Genomic DNA, 19,982 nt, shown 5'->3' on the forward strand with positions numbered 1-19,982 from the left:
ACAAATAAGAGGGGCACGCCGCCCCTCTTTACTGTTTTCCCAGACATCTTCCAAATTATTTGCCATTGTACAATGCAGTAACAATGAACAGCACTCAATCCTAAAACGTACGCACTCCACATGTGTCAAAGAAGGACAAACTATCACTGCTCCAAAGCAAACATGCGATCTTACGCAACCTATCTCAATTCACGGAGGGTAAAAAAATGAAACGAAAATATTTTTATAGAACGGCTGTATTATCTCTTGCAGTTCTTGTGAGTGCTATATTTGGAACCTCTTCTTATAACGCTAATGCAGCACCGATTAATCACTCTATTCATGTCAAAGGAACCTCTTTGCTCAAAGTGAATGATTATGATGTTTTGTACTGCACACCGATTGGTCCCTACGTTAATGAAGAAAAACGTCTCATGGTTCCGCTTCGTTCCGTTGCCGAGCTTCTTGGCGCAAAAGTTGATTATAACGGTAAACTTCAGGAAGCAAAAATCAGGTGGAGTTCAAATGAAATTGTGTTTCAAAAGGGAGCAAAAACATATAAACTGAACAATACTCCAGCACAGATGGACACTCAGCCCGAAGTGATTCAGGATGCCTTTGTCATTCCGCTTGGAGTATTGCTGAGAAGTATGAATATCCCGTTTGAGTACAGGAACAACAAAGTGATTTTAAAAAATCCGGCTTTTGACCAAAGCAAGACTTTTCAAAGAGTAATAGAACTGGACCAAGGAAGATTCATTCTTGATAATCCTTCTGCACTGGATATTCAAAATTTCAAGCTTGTGGAAGAGAAAAACTCAGCAGGCGAAACCAGAGGGAGTATTACGGTGAGTGGATTAAATCGGACAGGCTCTACGATTAGAGAAGGGAAAGAAGATTTGCACATCATTGGCTATTTTAATCAAACGGTGGATATAGATGCAGACTTCGCGTCTATAGATCTCCCGGATCGAAAACGTCCAAAAGTTAATCCGGAAGGCAGCGTGTCTCAAAGTCTGTCGTATCTCAAAATAAATGACCCTTTGCAGTATATATTAGCTGCCGGAAGAACATTAAAAACGAAGAACGAACGAAAATAGTAATATTGGAGAAGTTTAAACTCAATACAAATGCTTGGTAGTCGGTCTGAACAGACTCTGTCAAATAGATATACAATACTAAAAATCAATTAAAAGGCCCTTAGCTCTTTAACTGATAAGAGTATGTCTTGAGTCATGGCTTTTCTTATGCTACCTCGCCCATTGGCTAGATTAGTTTCTCGAAGGATTACAACAGCTGTACTAACGTAGCAGAATTCTACAAGCTCACTTAACTCGATGTCTTAAATATTTAAAGCAAAAACCCGCTCAAGAGCGGGTTTCAGTATAGAGACATGGGGAGTTGCCCCCCCTGTTCCGAACTTTTTAATATGCATTAAAAATTTTCACTCCTCAAACCTACGATCCAAGATTAGAAGAGTCCTTGGTTTGTTACCTATTCCCAAGCAATCAAGCATTATTTCTTAATGTGAACATGTAATGTTCCATTGATCGTCGTTGTATTTACTATAGCTCCCAGAACTTCCGAAACAAATCTAAGAGGAACCATGACCCGGTTTGGAAATTCTGGCATAACGGGAGCACTTGGCATCATCTTTTCTTCATCGTTCACGTATGCAACTTTGCTACCCACGGTTAATCGTATAATTGTACCATTCTTCGATTTAATGGTAACTTCTTGTGTAGGCCTGTTCCACGAGACAGACTCTCCCAAGCCCTCAGATATGAATTTAATAGGGACGTATACTGTGTTGGTGGATCTCTCTATATAGGGATTGATGTCTGTTATCAAAGTGCTATTATTTTCGTTTGTAGATTTCTCTCCAAATGGATCTAATGTCAAAGCGCTGTTATTTACATCAACTTCAACATTATAACTAAATTTAGATCCTGCATAAGCGTTCTCAACTGAGATAGAAGAAACAAACACAAAGATAACAGCTAAGGGTAAAATTATACGTTTTAACATGGTTTATTACCTCTCCCCATTTATCAACTAGCCCCTCATTGAGAAGCTAAAACACCAAATGCATCCTGTATTCAATCTTTCCTTACTGACAGTGAACAGTAATCAACATGTGTCGAGACGATGTACGGAAAACCTGACAAACAAATTCTCAAACCGACGTTCTAAGGAGATATTCATTTTTATCGAAAAATAAGCGTTTGATTAAGCAATAAATCATTTCTTTTTAAGTAATTACCATTAAAAGTAATAGGTATCGAAGTTCCATTGAAGTAATCTCTCTTATTGTCATGTTTTATAGCATGAATATGAAGATGCGGCTCACTGCTGTAACCTGAGTTTCCTGCTTTCGCAATTTCTTGTCCAACCTTGACAAAATCATTTTTCTTAACTAACAGACTATTTTTCTTCAAGTGTAACAGCAAAATATTATATCCTTTGTGTTTGATGATAATCATATTTGTATTACTACGACCCAGGGAGTTTGGCACATTATCTTCTACTCCATCCACAACTTCGATAATTCTACCCTCAACCGGACTATATACTGAATCATTATAAATGGGATAGGATTTTAAAGATTCAGGATTATCAAATTTTCCTTTTCTTGAACCTAACGGGGTGAGCTTGGTTATATCTACCGCATATTTCAGAGTACGATGCGAAAAGTGATAGTTCATAGATGAACTCATTCCACCATTCACTACCTCGTAAGCCCCTCCTTTCAAAGGGAACGCTAAATCGACTGCATCTTCGTGTTTAGGAGTGGATGTAATGTATGAAATATTAAATAAAATACATATAAAAACTTGATATATCGCTAATAAACCATAAAGAGAAAGGAATATTCGTGTTTTTCTATTTAAGCCATTAAATTTAAAAGAGCGTAAAGTAACCATTTGACGGAATAAGGAACATCCAAACAATACGATGCAAACCGGACGTAAATAATAACTAATTTCTGTCCAATCATTTATGAATAAAATCATGAACGTATATGCACTTGTAAACAAAGTGTGAATATACCACGAAATACGATTTTTAAATGGAAAGTAAGCCATAATCCAATAAAGTATAAGTGGAATCAGCAGCATTTTTACAAAATAAAAAAACATTCAATTTCTTCCTTTATCATATGATAATTTTTTACTTACCTCTTTTTGAAATTCAGTATCCGTTAATAATTTATGAAAAAATAAATCCAGCTTCTGCTTGAGCCAAATGTGATCCACCCCAGAATCATCTTGAATAAACATGGCTAGTTGAATGTCATTTCCTTCCCGATCCGTACAATATAAAGCCTCTGTTAGGACAGAAATGGTAGACCCACCTTTGTTCCCGAACTCTATTAGCTTGGAGTTATCCACCTGTCGCTGAATTAGCATTTTTAGATATGGATTTAAAGTAGAAGGAACCAACTCCTCCTTGTGTATAAGCTTCATGAGGTAAGCATATTCTTTAGTCGTTGAACGAGGAAGCTTGCGCGATTCCAGCACTTGAAGCCTTCGTGCATAATTCTGCTTGGTGTTCCATTTCTGAATACATCCTAACCCCTTATCACTATTTAGTATCTGGTGAATTTCAATGGATTTTTCCATGTATTCTTTGTAGGTCATTTCACTTATTTTTTGTATCGATTCTTTAAATCCTATTTTATCTACTTCTTGGATATAAGAAGACATTAAACCCGCAGATGAAAAAGGAAAAATTTTATCATGTAACGAAAGTGAGAGTTTATTTATATTTTCATTTATCTCATCTAATCCCATTTTATCCATCAGAAATTCTGTATTGGCATTGGAACTGTAAGCTAACATACCGTGAGCAATTTCAAATAATGTAATTTTTCCTTGAACCTCTTTATGATTTGACTTAATCCATTTGATCCAGCTATTATGAGCGTTGCCATCAGAACCAGGAATATAAAATTTATTTAATTCCTCTAAATCCACAAGTTCATGTTCATCTAACAGCTTTGCCGCTACTTGGCGAGCAAACTCAATAGCGATGATCACTTTCGCAGTGCTGGCAAGCGGCATTTTAACTTCTGAGTTGTAGCTGATTTTCTCCATACCATTTTTGATCATATACAAAGAAGCTTTACTCGGATTTTCCTTCAAAAAGCTTAGAACATCTATTTCTGTTTTCTTATTATTTTGGCGCTTCGCAATGAGCAAAAACAGGATACATATGAAAACAAATATTAAAGTTATAGCTACTAACAATAAGATTATTTGCATACTTTGCTCCTTAATGGTGAAGTTCACATAAATCGTCACAGTTCCCTACAGGAATCACTTTTCTTTTAGAAGCTATATAATCATACAAATAACCGCCTATACCCATTTTTTTGAAAATGATTATAAAGGGAACCGCCCACCATAGATACGGTATTCTTGTACAAATTTGTGCAATAGAGTCAATTCCGCGGTGTATTCTACTGGGATCATTCAGTGAGAAGCTATGCATTCGCCTTTGTAATTCATCAACATCTAATTTGTATGCTTGAACCAATGAAGAATTCCGAAAACTAACAAGCCGTAGCATTCTAAAATAATCCAGCTTGTACAAATAGTCTTTTATATTTGTACAGACAGGACACCAACCATCATAGAAAACCAGAATTTGTTTGTGTTGAAAGCTTACATATCCTAATCTTCTTGTTTTTCTTCGAATTGTAATTGTTATTTTCCGGAAACTGATCTTTATAAAATGGTATAACTTTTTATATTCTTGATCCGTAAACAACAATAATTCCATAACAATCATAATTAACGAAAATGTCAGCAAACCCATTCCTATAGCAATACCTATATGAAACAATATCATGGCAATAACTACAAACGGTTTAAGCCTCTTATTAATCACAGCAAAAGGGAATGCAATTTTAATAATTATAGATAAATAAGTGAATAGAATGGTGAGTCCAACATAATGGTTAACCATATAATCCAAAATAGGTCTGCTAAACTCTCTCACTTGAGATATATAATAAAGTGCTGTTCCGTTTTGCCACATTTCGCCCATAAGCTGGTACATTCCTGAGAAAAAATAAACAATACACAGTTGTATAATACAAAAAAGTACTGCAAAATTGTGGATTATCACGGATAACTTATAGAGTAAAGAGTCTTTCGAGTCTTTTCCACGTGAGTTGTTCATTTTAGAATCCAAAGAGAAATAGGCAGTGTTATTGGTGAACAACAGAAAAAACATATTCACTATAAGTAAGTTGTCTCCTCCGTCACTAATATGAAAAGAGCGAACATACAATGAATAAAAAAATAAGTAGGCTAGAATTGAAAAAAGACGGCCTTTATATCCTATTAAATAAAAAATAGTAACTATAATTCCTAGGTGATAGATAAAGTCAAAAAATAAAGCTGATGAATTCAAATTATATAAAGACCATGTTAATGACTTGTACCCAGTAGAATAAATATTAATTCCAGATTCGTGCCAAAAAAAGTATCTTTGTTTATAATGAATAAAATAATTGAAAAGTAATATCAACCCAATACATATCCGAAGGATACTTGTACCAATAAGAAAGCGTTCATTCATAAAAAAATTACGGTAATTCAACAACATCCTTTACAACTCCTTTCCAATCATATACGACATTCTCTTCTTTCACTTTAAAATGAAGATCATTCCGCTTTGAATATGGAATCGCATCCGATATTGAGGTCATAAACTGGACATCAGTTATTTCATGTTTCAAAAACTCCCTTTTTGCAAACGCAGAAGCATAGCGATAAATGATTTGTTCAACTTGATCCGAATCTTTTTCTAAAGAAGCATTTATTTCTTTGGATATATTTTCTTTTCTTGATATTTTATCCATTAATTTATATGTTAGGTCATCTTTCCCTCCTATATATAATTGATGTATGTATCCACTTCCAATTCTGAGCATCCTATTATAAGGTGAAAATACTGTCGTCTCATTCGTCCTAATCATAGGTTCAGTAACATCATACCAATTGCTTAAAACAGTTTTGGTACTGCCCTCCTCCTTATACTTCACACGTACATATAATTTTAGATTTTGAGTCATAGGCTGGGGAGCAAATAGATGCCAGTTTTGTTGAAAAAACCGTCCAACATAGTTATCAGTTACTGATTTCAATGAAACAGAGACCGGGTTAAGCGGTCCAGCGTGAAGTAAAATAAAGAAGAAATGAACCATCAAGAACAACGATAAAGAGAATAACGTAGCATTTAAAATACACGCTTCACTTTTTTTTTTCATTTAAGAAATCACCTCTTTTTAATAACATCAGGGAGAGAGAAACATAAAAATCTGATCCTCTCCCTAATATTTCAGCTATTTATCAAAAATTACATCTGCATTCTCTACATCACTGCTAGAAACACCTGTACCTAATAGACTTCCTAAGCGGGTCGCTTCTCTCAGAGCATCCTTGTTAGCTTCATAAGCTGCTTTACCAACTTGTACTGCTTTACGAGCAAGGGAGGCTATTGCTTGAGGTTCAATAGCAGCACCATTTGCATTCGCGCTAATTAAAGGAGAAGAATTTCCAGAGGAAACGTCATAATCAGAAGCGTAAGAAGCGCTTAAACTTACAGTAGAGAAGGCTGTGATGGCTAGAGCCAGACTAAGTATTGTTAATTTTTTCTTCATAGATAATTCCTCCTAAAATGGTTAGTAACAAAATAATTTCAATCTCTTAGTTTTATAACTTTTATATTACTATTATTTAATATAATTACTTATTATATCACTCCCTTCCATATTTTATATCTTATTTTCCCTTGCCAAAAATCATAAACATAAATTTTTGGTAATTAAAATTAAAAATTATTATCTTAGTCCAGTCACGCTTCATTTTAAAATCCATTAAGAAAAGAAAACAGCAATCTCTACAAACCCCATCAAACTCTGTGCCTTAAATAGTTTCATGTCTACATTTGGTCTACAATTAAGGGTGATTAAAAGCAAAAACCCGCTCAATGAGCGGATTTCAGTATAAAGACGTGGGGAGTTGAACCTCTGTCCCAAACTTTTAATATACATTAATTGTTATTATCAGTGTTCTTCAAGCCATATGTATCAGACTTGAGGAGCTCTCTCCATTTATCAACTAGACCCTCATTGAGGAGCTAAACACCAATGCATTCTGTAATCAATCTTTTCTTACTGACAGTGTACAGCACTCCTCATACTCTTGTGTGGTGACAATGATTGCCGTATTTTGGGCCAACTATCTGGCATCCGAATTTTTATTACATCATTTCAGCAAACTGTCATTCTTAATACTTTTTTATTAAAAAGTGATCGCATCTATTTTTCACTAAAGCTTTTGGCCCATTCAGCAACCCTAAGACTACTTTCTTCTTCTGACAAATCCTCAATCCTGGTCATAATAGACCATCTTACTCCACAGGGATCCAATATACTTGCGAATCGATCACCTGAAACAAAGTTTGTAACGGGTTCCCTTACTTTCGCTCCTCTTGCTACCGCATTTTCAATGACCTGATTCACATTCATTACGTAAATTCCGAAAGAATAACACGCATTTCCTTCATCTGGCGGCAAGACCAATTGATATGTCGGATTCGCTGCTCCCAGCTGCAAAAAACCATTTCCAAAATCTAATTCCGCATGAACAATGATTTTATTGCCATTCTCATCAGGAAATTCAGTAATATCCTTAACTCTCGCATTGAAAACCGCTTTATAAAACTCTATTGCTTCCGAAGGATTCTCCACAGTAATAAACGGGGTAATAGATGTAAAGCCGTTGGGTATTCCCTTCTTTGTATATTTACCTGACACTCCCACATATTCTCTGCTTTCAGTCATTTTAACTCCTCCTTTAAATGATCGTAACAGTTCAGTTTTATGCTTAGCTTCATTGGATTGAATTCATCAATTCATAGTAATGTTTGGATGCACGAGTCTTATTAAGACTATACCAAGCCTCTAATGTTTTAGAAGAAAACACACCTAGAGCTTTCAAAACGTGTACGGAGAATTCCAACGGAGCCATTCCAGATGCAGTGATTAGTTTTCCATCCGTTACAGCAGACTCCATTTTGTAATACTTTTCGCCCGTATAGGTGGGACAGATCATTTTAAGGTATTCCAGATCATTGCTCGTATGCGAACGTGAATTCAGCAGTCCTGCCTGGGCAAGTCCCATGGTAGCACCACAAATCGCTGCAACCCATATACCTTTCTCTAAACACCTCTCAGCGACTTTTAAGATCGGTTGGTGAATGGTTTCTGTCCATGTATTTCCACCGGGTAAAATCAATAAATCCGTGCTTTCAATACTGCACTCATCCAGTTTGATGTCAGGCAGGATTTTCAATCCACCCATGGTAGTGACAGGAGTCTTCTCCATTCCCACAGTAACTATTTTGGATGGGACCAGCCCCTTTTTATAATATCTCCCCGAGTTCAGTTCGGCAGTTAAGTAACCGATCTCCCAGTCTGCCATAGTGTCAAAAACATAAAGATATACCGTACTATTCATTCACAGGTTCTCCTTATTTTATAATTTATCAAGTGATACCAACCTCGGTAACCCGTGATTATCCCCATTATAAAAAAGCTTCACTGACATCTGCTGTCAGTGAAGCTTTTAGCGCTGATAATATTCTACTAACTCCGACGCAACAGCAACTAGTTTTTCCTTCAAGCTCTGTGGTTCGATGACTTGAATGGATTTCCCATAGGGGAGGAGTAAATAAGGGACATATGTATGAAGTGATTTTTCCTCAAGCAAAAAGATGGCTTGGTTAGCGGTTCGTTCTTTCAGATGATGCCCCAAAAACCAATGCAGACATAAGTCATCCAATGCCTCTGACTTGCCTTCGATCATTAAAGAAATTAAACCGTCCTTGCCTACTAAATCAGGTAACAGATTTTGCATAAAAAATTCACGAGCCGAAAAAGCCTCAGGCCGCTTAAATAGGCTTGGAGTACGCTTAATCTGTAGAATCCGATCTGCCCGAAAGCTACGGATCTCATTCCTTAGGTGACAAAATGCAACAGTATACCATTTGTTGTTCCAGTAAACCATTCCGTAGGGGTCTATCATTCTATTCTTGGGTTGTTCTTCATGGCTTGTGCGATAATCCATTTCGACAGAGAATTCGTTGGCTACAGCCTGCTCCAATTCTGCCAATATCGGCTGAAGAGAAGGATCTCCCATGCGATTTATCACTTCAAATCCGGCTAAATGACGACTAAGTATACTTTCCTGCTCTTGATTCGAATACATTTTCAATTTTGACGTCGCATTGCTTAATGCCTCACTCAAAGGGTATCCAGCCTCTTTTGCAAAAACCGCAGCATGAAGGAGCGCCTTTTTTTCCTCCATATCAAATAGTAAAGGTGCTCTAATAAAATTATTCAGCAAGCGATACCCGCCATGATGACCCGTGTCGGATATTATAGGCACTCCACTGGCGCATAGTGCGTCAATATACCGATAAACTGTCCTTATATTTATTTCTAACTTTTCGGATATTTGTTTTGCGGTCATTTTCACACCCGAATTCAGCATCCATAAAATGGCCAGCATATTACCGTTTTTTGGCATAACATGAACCCTCCTCTCTTATTAAAGCTTAATCTTTTATAAATATCACTTTATACTCCCTCTTACCACCTATTATATGCTTTTTTCCATCTTATACTTCCCTCTCATATCTCCAAATTCCAGATTTACACATAGTAAATACCATAATGAATGGGTCATTCTGTAAACTAACTCTCTCTTTTAACCGATAAATACATATGCTGGATTTATAATTCCACTTTTTAAACACAACTACAGAAGGAGACACCTATGGAAAATATCGTGACGTACGGTCATATCGAAATCATGCCTTATGAGTTCGTCCGCCTTCATGAACTTAAAATCTTTAAAACAGTCAATGACCATGCCCGAATGATCTGTACAGGCATCATCTCGGAGAAAAAGCGAGAGCTGTATGTACGTGCTTCGGATGAAGAAACCCAGGTCAAAGCTTTTGTTACGGACAAAAATGGCAATCGGCAGCCTCTTTTTCGAGGCATTGCCTTGGATGTGGAGGAAAAAGTCGTTCACGGGGTCCATTACCTAACCGTCGAAGCCATCTCTCATACCTACGAGTTAGATATTAAACGCCATCAACGCTCTTTCCAAAATCCCAAGCTCACCTATACGGGTTTGATTGAAAGTATTGTATCGGACTACTCCAAAGCAGAAGCGATGGATGTTGTGTCCCATAAGAAGCCCATTGGTACCTTTATCATGCAATATGATGAAACCGATTGGCAATTTCTGAAACGGATGGCTTCCCACTTCTACTCTCCGCTCATTCCTGCAGTGGGCTATGGAGTGCCAAAGTTTTATTTTGGTCTACCTATGGGACTCAGCAAGGGCGAAATACAATCTACCAATTATAAAGTCACCAAACGGGTCGCGGATTTTCAAACCGCCTCAGAGAACCATATCCCTGGCGTGCGTGATGCGGATTTTATCCAATATGAGGTCGAGACGGAGAAATTGCTGGAGCCTGGCTACGAAGTGACCTTTCAAGGTCATAAGCTGATCGTAGCTGAAGTGCTAACAGAGATGAAGGACGGGGTACTGACCCATACCGCCAAGCTGTCACCACGAAGCGGCTTACGTCCGATTAAAGACTACAATCGCTCCATTATCGGCGCTTCTATTCAAGGCAAAGTACTGAGCGTTCGTCGGGACAAAGTACGTGCCCAGCTCGATATGGACGATCAGCAAGATCCGAACACAGATTACTGGTTTCCCTACTCTACCATTTATGCCTCTGCGGATAACACGGGCTGGTATTGTATGCCTGAGGATGGGGACAGCATTCGCATTTATTTCCCCAGTTATAAGGAAGAAGAAGGATACGCAATCAGCTCAGTTAAAAGAGAACCACAACCTTCCGGGGGAAAAGCTTCTGTTACTTCTGGTCATGGCACAACTTCTGCTTCGTCTGCCGGATCAAAGTCTTCTTCGGCACTGTCTGCGGTAGCTCCTGCGCCAGATCGAATGGCTGATCCTGCCATTAAAACGCTGCGAACCAAATACGGCAAAGAAATCATGCTCGCCCCAGATCAAATCGTTATTTCTGGCAATGGCATGTCCATTGTCATTAACGATAAAACAGGCATTGATATTGTAAGTGGAAAAAATGTGAGTATTAGCGCGGCTTCGGATATTATTATGAGTTCCGGTAACATCCAGCTTTCTGCCGGAAAAATTGAGCTGTCTGGTAAAGGTAACACGATCACGTTGGATGACAAAACCACCTTCTCCGGCACGGAAATTAAGATGAACTAACGGAAGGTGAAAACTAGCAGATGGATAAACAAGCGGCATTACACCATTTTAAAGAACATCATTTTACACCTTTGCTGGACATTCAGTTGGACAGGCTGGAAGCCATGTTTGATCGCTACCAAGCTCAACTAATCTCCGATTTCAAAGAATCGTTTAGGGATTTGTGTATACACATTCTGAACATGCAGCAACAAGGCCAAAAAGAACCCATTGGATATATTCACTACTCGTTCTTGCGCACTCAGATGCTGGAGCAATCCTACCTGTATATGGTCGAGGCTTATTCTGCTGAATGGTACGAAGATGATTCCGATTGCAAGTTAACCTATGACGCGTCATGGGCTTACGCACCAATGAGTATCATGTTGGAAGCCTTGGAGAAGGAACGAAAAATATATATGGGGACGATCACTTCAGTGGACGTTGAACGATTGATGTTGGAATCCGCTCCTTTATTCCACCAGTTTGTGAGCTCCCTTCTGCGCTTAGGGATAGCAGAAGTGGTTCAAATGCCTGAGTATCTCGCTATTCATAAAGCTGATCGTGTAGTCATCCGAACGGGCGAATACAAGGATATCAGCGAGAATCTATATGTCGAAGATCAGGAAGCACTTCTTGCAGATCATGTGAGAGAGCAATTGATACACTCCAGTGAAGAAGAACCCTATGTTTACGAAAGCCTAAAGCGGCTCTCTCTTCCCCACCTTCACCTGATGCAAAAGGATCTGCGCTATAACGATTTTAGCCACACTGACTTACGGGAAAGCCAGTTTCACACCTGCATATTGATCGGAAGCATGTGGCAGCGATCGAATCTAGCAGGGGGTAGCTTTCAGGGATGCTTACTGACCGACGCGGATTTTAGATATAGCGATTTGAGAGATGCTAACTTCAGTAATGCCAGCGGACAACCTTATCGGGAACATGGAGTTCGGGTACCAGGTCTATGTGGCCTTCATTTTGAACATGCCATCCTGGATGGGGCCGATTTTACGGATGTGCATTCGTTTGAACATGCGTATTTTGATGGGGCTTCGATGCAAGGAACCCTCGTCCCGCAAAAGTACTACCAGCATTGGAAACTAAGCGAAGCACAGCTTCAATCTATTGTGTGGACGGAGTAAGGAGGAATGTGTATGCGCCATTATTATGTGCTGGTCGATGGTCATCGTATATCCCGAAACATTGAACCGATGAATTTAAATCTTTTTAAAACGCCATTTGTTGGCATGCCTCCGGCTCAGGTTTTAGATGTTCATGCGACAGAAGATGCGGAGTATACGGACTGGCTACCATTTTTAACCTCACAACCGCTATTTTCCGATCCTATGAAACGGATTCTAGAATTATACAATACACAAGCTCGTTTTAAGCAGGTGTATATCGTGAACCGGGAACCTAGCCGTCAGGAATTATATTGGATTTGTTCCGTTCCCACTGTGGATGGCATTTCAGAACAGACTGAATTTTATGCGCACGACCAAACTCTAAAACGACTTGTTCTAGATAGCCATAAGGTGAATGGACACCATTTTTTCCGATTGTCCAACGTGAGGGAACCTTATTTCATCGTTAGCTTAGAGGCTGCTGAAAGCTTGCTTCGGCGGAGTTTGAGTGGTTTTCGGCTACAGAAGCTAGAACTCTTATAAGGAGGTTCAATCTTGACGGAGCATTGGGATGAATTTTTTTTAAAACTGCATCATCAGCAAATATTGAAAGAGCAATTAAGTACAGCGGAAAACGATGAAAGCTGGATGATGATATCTATTGAAGAAGCGATAGAGGGAATTTTAAAAGGCTCACTAACGCTGACGAATGAACAGGAAATTCGGTTTCAAACCCTTCCTGTCTTTGAAAATCAAGTCACCATTTCCCTGCCTGACTCTCTTGCTCCAGAAGTTCGAACTGGACAGACGGTAGATCCATCGAGAAGCTTCGTCGTTCAGGACAAGCTGGGCGGAATCCTGTTCGGTCTGCACCAAAGCGGGCAAGAACTGGACCCTACGCAAATAGAAGTCTATCAACAACAGATGATTAAGCAAACCAGTCGCGCACAACCAAGTATGAAGCTTGTAGATGAAAAGATTCTTTCTATTCAAGATACCATCATTGGCTGCTATGAAGCTATTTTTCTAGTTTCCCCCTCTCCCTATTATCAGATTGTCTTTGTGCGTTCCTGGCGTGGCAAGGCTATGATCGGGAGTTGCCAATTTAAGCTGGAGGATGCTCCCCTCTGGGTTCCGTTAACCTATGCCATGCTGCATACTGCGACATGGTTGGAGCTTTCTTGAATCTATACCTTTTATCCAAGGAGGTACTTATATGTTTTTACCTATACTTATTAAAGCTTTGGCCCAAGGTGCACTCAGCGGAGAACATTCCTATGTGGTGAGAGGAGCCAAGCTACAGTGCAGTCAAGGTACAGACCCTGGTGTGCTTAATATGATGTACAGCCATGGTGTCTTCATTAAAGATAAACCCGTTCTGAACGTGGACGATGCCATTTGTGGAGCCAATATTAGCAAAATCAATGCTTTTGGTCTGTGTAAATTGAAGCATGGTCTTCCTTGCGAACCAGAGATTGCGTTTGGGTCCAAGTGGACCGGTAGGAAAGAAGACGTATTGATTGAGGGGGCACCCGCCCTACTCAACAATTCGACCTTAATGTGTAGCTGCCAAGATGTTCTGACTAATACGTTCAATTTCATGATAGACCCCAGTGATGATGGTACCCTCTCTTCTGCGATCGGACCTAGTGGTGGGGGCATCATCTCGATCATCGATGACGGGCAAGACAGTTGACTTTATCAAGCAAGGAGATTCAGGAATGAACATCGTAGCAAAAGACCGTTTTACCTATCAGCATCTACATGTTACCTGGCCCTATGGCAAGCTGCGTCTTCGTAATGTCCATATGAGTCACGAGCTTGGAGAACATGCCAGACTGAAGATCACGGGCGTCTTGGAAGGCAATCAAGCAGACACGATCATTACTAAAGCAAGTAGCGACGACGAAGTTGAGCTATGGTATTCCGATGCCAAAGATCAGAAGCATCCATTATTCATAGGACAACTATACTGCGTAGATGTGGAGCACACGCACCAGGAAATCGTGGTAACTCTCGACGTCATTTCTCACAGCTTCAAATTGGATACGCAGCTCAAAAATCGTTCCTTTCAACATATCAATCAAAAATTTGTGGAGATTGTAGATGCAGTGCTGGCCGATTATAAAGGCTCGGATAAGATCGATGAAGCTTTTGAGAAAAAAGCGACAGGCCAGTTTATTATGCAGTATCAGGAGACGGATTGGACTTTTTTAAAACGGCTGGCTTCACATGTGGGAGCCCTGCTCGTCCCCAATATCGTTTCACACCATGCGCAAATTTGGATCGGAATCCCGCAAGCCAGGCAGCATATTCATTTGAAAGAGGTTCCTTTTTCGTTACAACGCAAGATCGCTCCTTATCTGGATCAGGAGGCGAACGGCTGGAGATCTGCCAACATCGGAGATTACACCCGTTATACCTTTGAGTGGGATCAAATGCTGCAATTGGGAGATGAAGTTGAACGCAATCACGAAACTTACGTCATCACCAAACGTGAGGGTCAATTGATTCGTGGCTTGATGACTTGGTCATATGAATGCGCCCTGTCGGCGGGCTTGAAGGTCCCTAAAATCTATAATCGAACAATCATTGGCGCGGCTATTGAAGGAAAAATACTGGAGGTCAGCCGGAATCAGGTTCGATTGCATTTGGATATGGACGATCAGCAGAATCCTAAGGATGCCCAGTGGTTTCCCTATTCTGCAGAAGGGAATCAGGTGTGGTATCTGATGCCGGAAAAGGGTGCGCAGGTGAAGTTGTATTTTCCAAGCGCTGACGAGGACGATGCGATGGTTATACAATCGGTCCGAACGAAACCATCTAGTGTTGCTGTCCCTTCATCTCACGCAGCTCAAGGTACCGTGATCGAATCACCAGCAGAACGCCACCAGCGTAAAACTTCTGATCCCGGAATCAAATCCTTTGCAAATCCCCAAGGAAAAGAAATTTCCTTAGGGAACTCCGAGCTGGCGATGAGTGCACAGGAAGGATCACTATACATCTCCATGAATACCCATAACGGTGTCAGCCTGAACAGCACCCAACGTGTACAAATTCAAGCCGCAGGTAGTCTTAGTCTTTCGGCAGGTAGCATTCTTCTGCAAGGAACGAATGGCTTACACTTGAATACAACAACGGATACGCTTGATTTGGAGCAGGAAGTTAACAGCGTGAGTTCGGAAATCCAGCTTAAAGCTTCCCTCCATCAATATTATCCAGAACCGATCTTGTCTGACTTTGAGATGCAAGTCGCTGAAAAGGGAATTCAGGGCGTAATGGGGGCACGTGCTAAAGAAAACGTTGGTGCCACCCTCAAGGGAGAATGGGATGCGGGTTTGGAGTTTGCAAAAGGCATGTGGAATTCGTTTGTCGATATAGCGGATCTTGTAACAGTTCCTCTTGCTTTTCGTTTTATCTTGCCAGAAGGAATCTTGAGACGTAATGAAACTTTCGAAGGTATTCAGCATGGTATAGAACTGGGCGCTGAGAAAGGTATCAAGTATGTGGAAGTTGTTAAAAATTCGTCCAGTGTAGGACAGGGATTTAAAGACGTTGGGAAAGAAGTAAAAAAAGATGCTAACTTTATATGGGACGGCATCACAGAACCTTTCGTAAAAAAATTAGATAACTTCTTCCCCAACCCCTATACCGATACCAAACAGGAAAGTTATGATGCAGGATATGATAGTATAAAAGCCGCGGAACGTGCAGCAGACATTTATACAGTTCTTAAAGGCGGCGCAAAGTTATTTAAAAATCTTGGAAAGCTGGGTAAAGAAGAAGTCTCCTTATCTAAAGGGGCCAAGGAAACTGGAGAAAAGAATACTGGAAAAGGTGGCGCGCCGGGATTATTCGGAGATACAGCAAAAGCTGAATCTGCCCTTGCCAAGGCTGGAGATGGAAAATTCAAAACGAATGCCATTCGTTTCCCTAATAATTTTGAATCCTTAGGTAGTTACTTGCAAAGTGTAGCTAGAAAGATGAATATTCGTATTACTAAAAGGTCACCCATCTTTGCAACTGCTGGAGATCATTATCGGTTTCATGATTCTGGTCATGATATCCCACATTCTAAAGGTTCTGGTGCAAAAATTTCGCCTGAGAGACAAAAACAGATTGATGCGTTAGAATCAGGAGAGTACACGGGTAAGAGTACTAAAGGAACGGATGAAGGTGCTAGGTCTACAAACGTCTCTATAGAGAAAAAGAAATGGCTTGAAAGTCTGCAAAACACAGAAAACTTCAAACAAGGGACCAAAGAAAATGGATTAAACCATATTTTTGATGGTGAAATACTCAAAAATGGAAATGCCAACGGTTTCCATTATGAAGGAATGCCGAATAGTAACGGTAAAATTGTAGGAAATATCGACCCACCTAATGAGTTTGGTGTGTATCAAGCAAATATTGAAATTAATGGAGTATTAAAGGGCCCTAAATCCACATTTTTTCCAAAGGAATGGACACCACAACAGGTGATAGATGTAGTAAATGAAGCTTTTAATAATAAAGAAATTATAAAGAACAATAAATATATAGGAAAAACAAGCACGGGAATGGAGATAGAGTTTATTTTAAGAAATGATAAGATAATTTCAGCTTATCCAGTATATTAATTAGAGGAGATTTGAATAATGATTAAGTATAAATATAAATTAAAATATATGGAAAAATTCAATATAGTCGTATTAGATTTTGACGAAGAAAAATCACTGGAGTTCGCAAATATGATAAGTGATCCATTAGGATCTGATATACCTTGGAGATTTAAAGATTTGAAAATTGATATTGATAATTATATTGATTTATTAAGAGGAAATATACCACAATACAACCATGGAGGAAATGCATCTAGTGTTATATCCTACAGAGATTATACAATAATTGAAGATCCTTTTTATGACGAGGAAGAAGATGAAGTTGAACCGATCTGTAAATTAGAGACAGTTGAATTTGTGAAAATCATATTAGTATGGGCTTATGAAACTTATAAATATAAAAGTGAGCGGGGGGTGATTGCTCAAGAAGAGGCAGAAATGGTTATGAATTGGATCAAACAGAAAATGACAGAAGTTAAGAGTATAGAAAATAACGAATAAACATAACAAAAACAAACAAATATAAATATGTAATGAGAAGCTTATTCCAATAAGAGTTATAATGAGGAATAGGCTTTTTCAATGCGTAGACAGGTATATCAACAGTCGTTATAACACTGAAACATTACATAAATTTTGATTTTGCGTAACGTAAGCGGGATACAGATTAGGCTGATATTCCACCTGCCTTCAAGCAGACTGAATTCGCCATTTTATTATGAAGCAAGAGTTAGTCAAACTCCTGCGCCAGATAATCCAAAGATCGGTTTTGAAGGAGCACGTGGGGAGTCTCAATGTACGCTTAAGCCAGCACCAGATCCTTAAATAAAAAAGATATTATATGAAGCTGGTATTAATGGTGTACAATATAAAAATGCTGTCCCCAATCTTTCACCAGTAGCAAAAGCACAAGTAGAATCGACTATATGCTCAGTGGAAAGAGGAGATTTTAAAATGACAATAAACGATCCAATCTTTGGCGAACTCGAATATAACTATAGTTGGGCTAAAGATACCACTATTCATTTTTTGGGAAAAGAAACTGAGATTGCATTGATGATAGATGGTGAAGAAGATGGCGAGTTTGATGAAGATCAATATACGGCATATCAATCATTAATGCAAAATTGGGAGCAATTGCAGCAAAGCTTCTTGCAACCAATTTTAGATTATTACCAACAAAAGCGACATGAACTTGGTTATGATACTGAACTTAATGAGAATTATCCCTTAGTTGAAACAACCGACAAACTTCTTGAAATGATTACTTTGGATGGAATTGTTGTTCCATATGCAGGTATTTATGAAGGTCGAGAAATCGGAATACTTTTTGATTGTACATGGGATGTAGAGAATGGATTGGGAATTCGTTTATTAAATGAAAAAGTAACTGAAGTAGGTTACCAGGATGTTGCAATTTGAATATTTGGAGAGAGGCAAACTGGTGCTGAATTAAACACTTAATCACACCATTATTTTCGATTTAACCTTTGTTTTATCTGAGGAAGTTTCGTGAATTGAGAGTTGAACTGTTCACACGAAAGTTCTAAAAAAGAATATCCTATTTAACAATACACTGAACAGGTCATTATGGTTAGATACTACCATAATTGGCTTGTTTTTTGTTATTATCTTAGCACTAGTCCCGTTAGGTATTCATAACATCACCAAGCATAATGGGGAAAGAACAAAAGGAAACTGGGCAGACGATCCACGACATTAATTTGAGAGGTGAAATATTTTGAAAATACAGAATAAAAGTATAATTTTCCCTCTTCCAGATAGAAATTTAATTATGCGTGTGGAAGAGAATTTCGAAATTAAGTTTCCTAATGATTTTATAAATTTTATATCGAAAAACAATGGTGTTATTCCAATAACTAGATTCTTTGAATATAAATCTAATAGATATGTAGTTGATCGTTTTCTTTGTTTATTAGACAATCCCGGCGAGCATGACAAAGGGATGTATGACATCAAGGTTGTTTTCAGTCAGTTAGATGAAAGAATACTTTCTGATGGAGACATAACAGGTGCAGAATTAGTACCATTTGCAGCCCTATTTGCAGGCGATTTCGTCTGTTTAGATTTTAGCGAAAGTAAGACCGACCCAGTAATTTGTATTTGGTACAATGAGGAGTCTGACGATTATGATCCAGTTACAGAAAAAATCGCTGATAATGTAAATAGTTTTCTTGATATGTTAGAAGAATAATTGGAATGGACATGGATGAAATCATCATTCGAGTCTATTAATAATTTAGTGTAAATTTGACCTTTTTAAGCTAAAAACAATGACTTGCCATCCCTCCCTATCAGAGTTAACATACACACACTCAAACAACGGGAGGGCAAGTACACTATGTCGTATTGGCCAGACTGGTTTCAGGAAACGTTACGCCAACGATTTTATCAGTTAGAACTAGCCCATGTATAACAGACTTCATGTTCATCAGAGGACAAAAATCTATTCACTCAAATGGATCATTTCAAAATGAATCAAAATAAGGAAATCCAACATCTGCTATCTGAATGGGAAGAAGCTATAGGTTATCAGCTAAGTCAGGACAATCAATCCATCTACATGGAAGGAGTGTATGACGGGATTCGATTGATCCATCCCGTCATACACTCTCCACAAATATTTGTTAGCCAATTGATCACATTAGCCTATTTCGTTAGTCTATTAATTCATTTAACAATGATCTATTGATCTTCTATAATTTTATGTATGCTCATTTCACTTTTTAAGGTAAAAACAAAATGCGCTGATGAGAGAATCGTGATCTTCTCCACCAACGCATTGAACAGGTTATCATCAAATTGTTCTAGGGCCTGTACGCAAACTGTACAACTCGTAGAAATCTAGTAAAATAAGGCACATGAGACGAAGATACGAGTTAACGGATGAAGAATGGAATATAGTTGACCCCCTGTTG

20 protein-coding genes and 1 pseudogene are annotated in these 19,982 nt (G+C 38.8%); 12 read left to right on the forward strand and 9 right to left on the reverse strand.

The annotated features are described in order from the left end of the window. Positions 1-206 precede the first annotated feature (206 nt). Positions 207-1,079 carry a copper amine oxidase N-terminal domain-containing protein gene (locus ACU1JV_RS05535; protein ID WP_058830046.1) on the forward strand — a complete coding sequence of 291 codons (873 nt, stop codon included), beginning with the start codon at positions 207-209 and terminating at the stop codon, positions 1,077-1,079. A gap of 415 nt (positions 1,080-1,494) precedes the next feature. Here the strand turns inward: ACU1JV_RS05535 and ACU1JV_RS05540 are convergent, their stop codons facing one another. From ACU1JV_RS05540 to ACU1JV_RS05580, 9 genes are all read right to left on the reverse strand, one after another. Next, positions 1,495-2,007 (reverse strand): copper amine oxidase N-terminal domain-containing protein, encoded by a 513-nt coding sequence (locus tag ACU1JV_RS05540; RefSeq protein ID WP_058830047.1) that lies wholly within the window; start codon positions 2,005-2,007, stop codon positions 1,495-1,497. Between the two features lie 179 nt (positions 2,008-2,186). Further along, positions 2,187-3,119: a M23 family metallopeptidase gene (locus ACU1JV_RS05545; protein WP_058830048.1), complete on the reverse strand. Its 933-nt coding sequence runs from the start codon at positions 3,117-3,119 to the stop codon at positions 2,187-2,189. Further along, positions 3,120-4,244 (reverse strand): serine hydrolase, encoded by a 1,125-nt coding sequence (locus tag ACU1JV_RS05550; RefSeq protein ID WP_013372454.1) that lies wholly within the window; start codon positions 4,242-4,244, stop codon positions 3,120-3,122. A gap of 10 nt (positions 4,245-4,254) precedes the next feature. Then, the gene (locus tag ACU1JV_RS05555; protein WP_412534808.1) at positions 4,255-5,031 is read right to left on the reverse strand and encodes a DCC1-like thiol-disulfide oxidoreductase family protein; all 777 of its coding nucleotides are present in this window, start codon (positions 5,029-5,031) and stop codon (positions 4,255-4,257) included. A 544-nt stretch (positions 5,032-5,575) separates the two neighbouring features. After that, positions 5,576-6,259: a DUF5819 family protein gene (locus ACU1JV_RS05560; protein ID WP_446724530.1), complete on the reverse strand. Its 684-nt coding sequence runs from the start codon at positions 6,257-6,259 to the stop codon at positions 5,576-5,578. A 75-nt stretch (positions 6,260-6,334) separates the two neighbouring features. Beyond that, positions 6,335-6,652, reverse strand: a complete 318-nt coding sequence (locus ACU1JV_RS05565) for a hypothetical protein (protein WP_413986799.1) — start codon at positions 6,650-6,652, stop codon at positions 6,335-6,337. Positions 6,653-7,312: 660 nt separating this feature from the next. Then, complete coding sequence (locus ACU1JV_RS05570) at positions 7,313-7,837, reverse strand: VOC family protein (protein ID WP_446724531.1); 525 nt, start codon at positions 7,835-7,837, stop codon at positions 7,313-7,315. A 49-nt stretch (positions 7,838-7,886) separates the two neighbouring features. Next, on the reverse strand, positions 7,887-8,513 hold the full coding sequence (locus ACU1JV_RS05575) for a type 1 glutamine amidotransferase family protein (protein WP_165081829.1): 627 nt from the start codon (positions 8,511-8,513) through the stop codon (positions 7,887-7,889). 108 nt (positions 8,514-8,621) lie between these two features. Beyond that, positions 8,622-9,584, reverse strand: coding sequence for a helix-turn-helix transcriptional regulator (locus tag ACU1JV_RS05580; RefSeq protein WP_165081827.1), 963 nt, complete (start codon positions 9,582-9,584; stop codon positions 8,622-8,624). 249 nt (positions 9,585-9,833) lie between these two features. Between ACU1JV_RS05580 and ACU1JV_RS05585 the strand changes: the two genes are divergently transcribed. From ACU1JV_RS05585 to ACU1JV_RS05635, 11 genes and pseudogenes are all read left to right on the forward strand, one after another. Continuing rightward, the gene (locus ACU1JV_RS05585; RefSeq protein WP_413986800.1) at positions 9,834-11,336 is read left to right on the forward strand and encodes a hypothetical protein; all 1,503 of its coding nucleotides are present in this window, start codon (positions 9,834-9,836) and stop codon (positions 11,334-11,336) included. A gap of 20 nt (positions 11,337-11,356) precedes the next feature. After that, positions 11,357-12,460 carry a pentapeptide repeat-containing protein gene (locus ACU1JV_RS05590; RefSeq protein WP_413986801.1) on the forward strand — a complete coding sequence of 368 codons (1,104 nt, stop codon included), beginning with the start codon at positions 11,357-11,359 and terminating at the stop codon, positions 12,458-12,460. A 12-nt stretch (positions 12,461-12,472) separates the two neighbouring features. Further along, complete coding sequence (locus ACU1JV_RS05595; RefSeq protein WP_413986802.1) at positions 12,473-12,985, forward strand: imm11 family protein; 513 nt, start codon at positions 12,473-12,475, stop codon at positions 12,983-12,985. Positions 12,986-12,997: 12 nt separating this feature from the next. Continuing rightward, the gene (locus ACU1JV_RS05600) at positions 12,998-13,627 is read left to right on the forward strand and encodes a hypothetical protein (protein ID WP_413986803.1); all 630 of its coding nucleotides are present in this window, start codon (positions 12,998-13,000) and stop codon (positions 13,625-13,627) included. A 31-nt stretch (positions 13,628-13,658) separates the two neighbouring features. Beyond that, positions 13,659-14,138, forward strand: a complete 480-nt coding sequence (locus ACU1JV_RS05605) for a DUF4280 domain-containing protein (protein ID WP_446724532.1) — start codon at positions 13,659-13,661, stop codon at positions 14,136-14,138. 25 nt (positions 14,139-14,163) lie between these two features. Beyond that, positions 14,164-17,061 (forward strand): EndoU domain-containing protein, encoded by a 2,898-nt coding sequence (locus ACU1JV_RS05610; RefSeq protein WP_413986804.1) that lies wholly within the window; start codon positions 14,164-14,166, stop codon positions 17,059-17,061. An 18-nt stretch (positions 17,062-17,079) separates the two neighbouring features. Continuing rightward, entirely contained in the window at positions 17,080-17,544 is a 465-nt protein-coding gene (locus ACU1JV_RS05615) for a hypothetical protein (RefSeq protein ID WP_013372467.1), read from the forward strand. A 176-nt stretch (positions 17,545-17,720) separates the two neighbouring features. Beyond that, positions 17,721-17,984, forward strand: a pseudogene (locus tag ACU1JV_RS05620) (hypothetical protein); the annotation flags it as partial. A gap of 13 nt (positions 17,985-17,997) precedes the next feature. Continuing rightward, complete coding sequence (locus ACU1JV_RS05625; protein ID WP_413986805.1) at positions 17,998-18,465, forward strand: DUF6985 domain-containing protein; 468 nt, start codon at positions 17,998-18,000, stop codon at positions 18,463-18,465. Positions 18,466-18,784: 319 nt separating this feature from the next. Then, on the forward strand, positions 18,785-19,258 hold the full coding sequence (locus tag ACU1JV_RS05630; protein WP_413986806.1) for an SMI1/KNR4 family protein: 474 nt from the start codon (positions 18,785-18,787) through the stop codon (positions 19,256-19,258). Positions 19,259-19,537: 279 nt separating this feature from the next. Then, positions 19,538-19,756, forward strand: a complete 219-nt coding sequence (locus ACU1JV_RS05635; protein WP_413986807.1) for a hypothetical protein — start codon at positions 19,538-19,540, stop codon at positions 19,754-19,756. The last annotated feature ends 226 nt before the right edge of the window (positions 19,757-19,982 follow it).

Source organism: Paenibacillus sp. T2-29 (assembly GCF_052921365.1).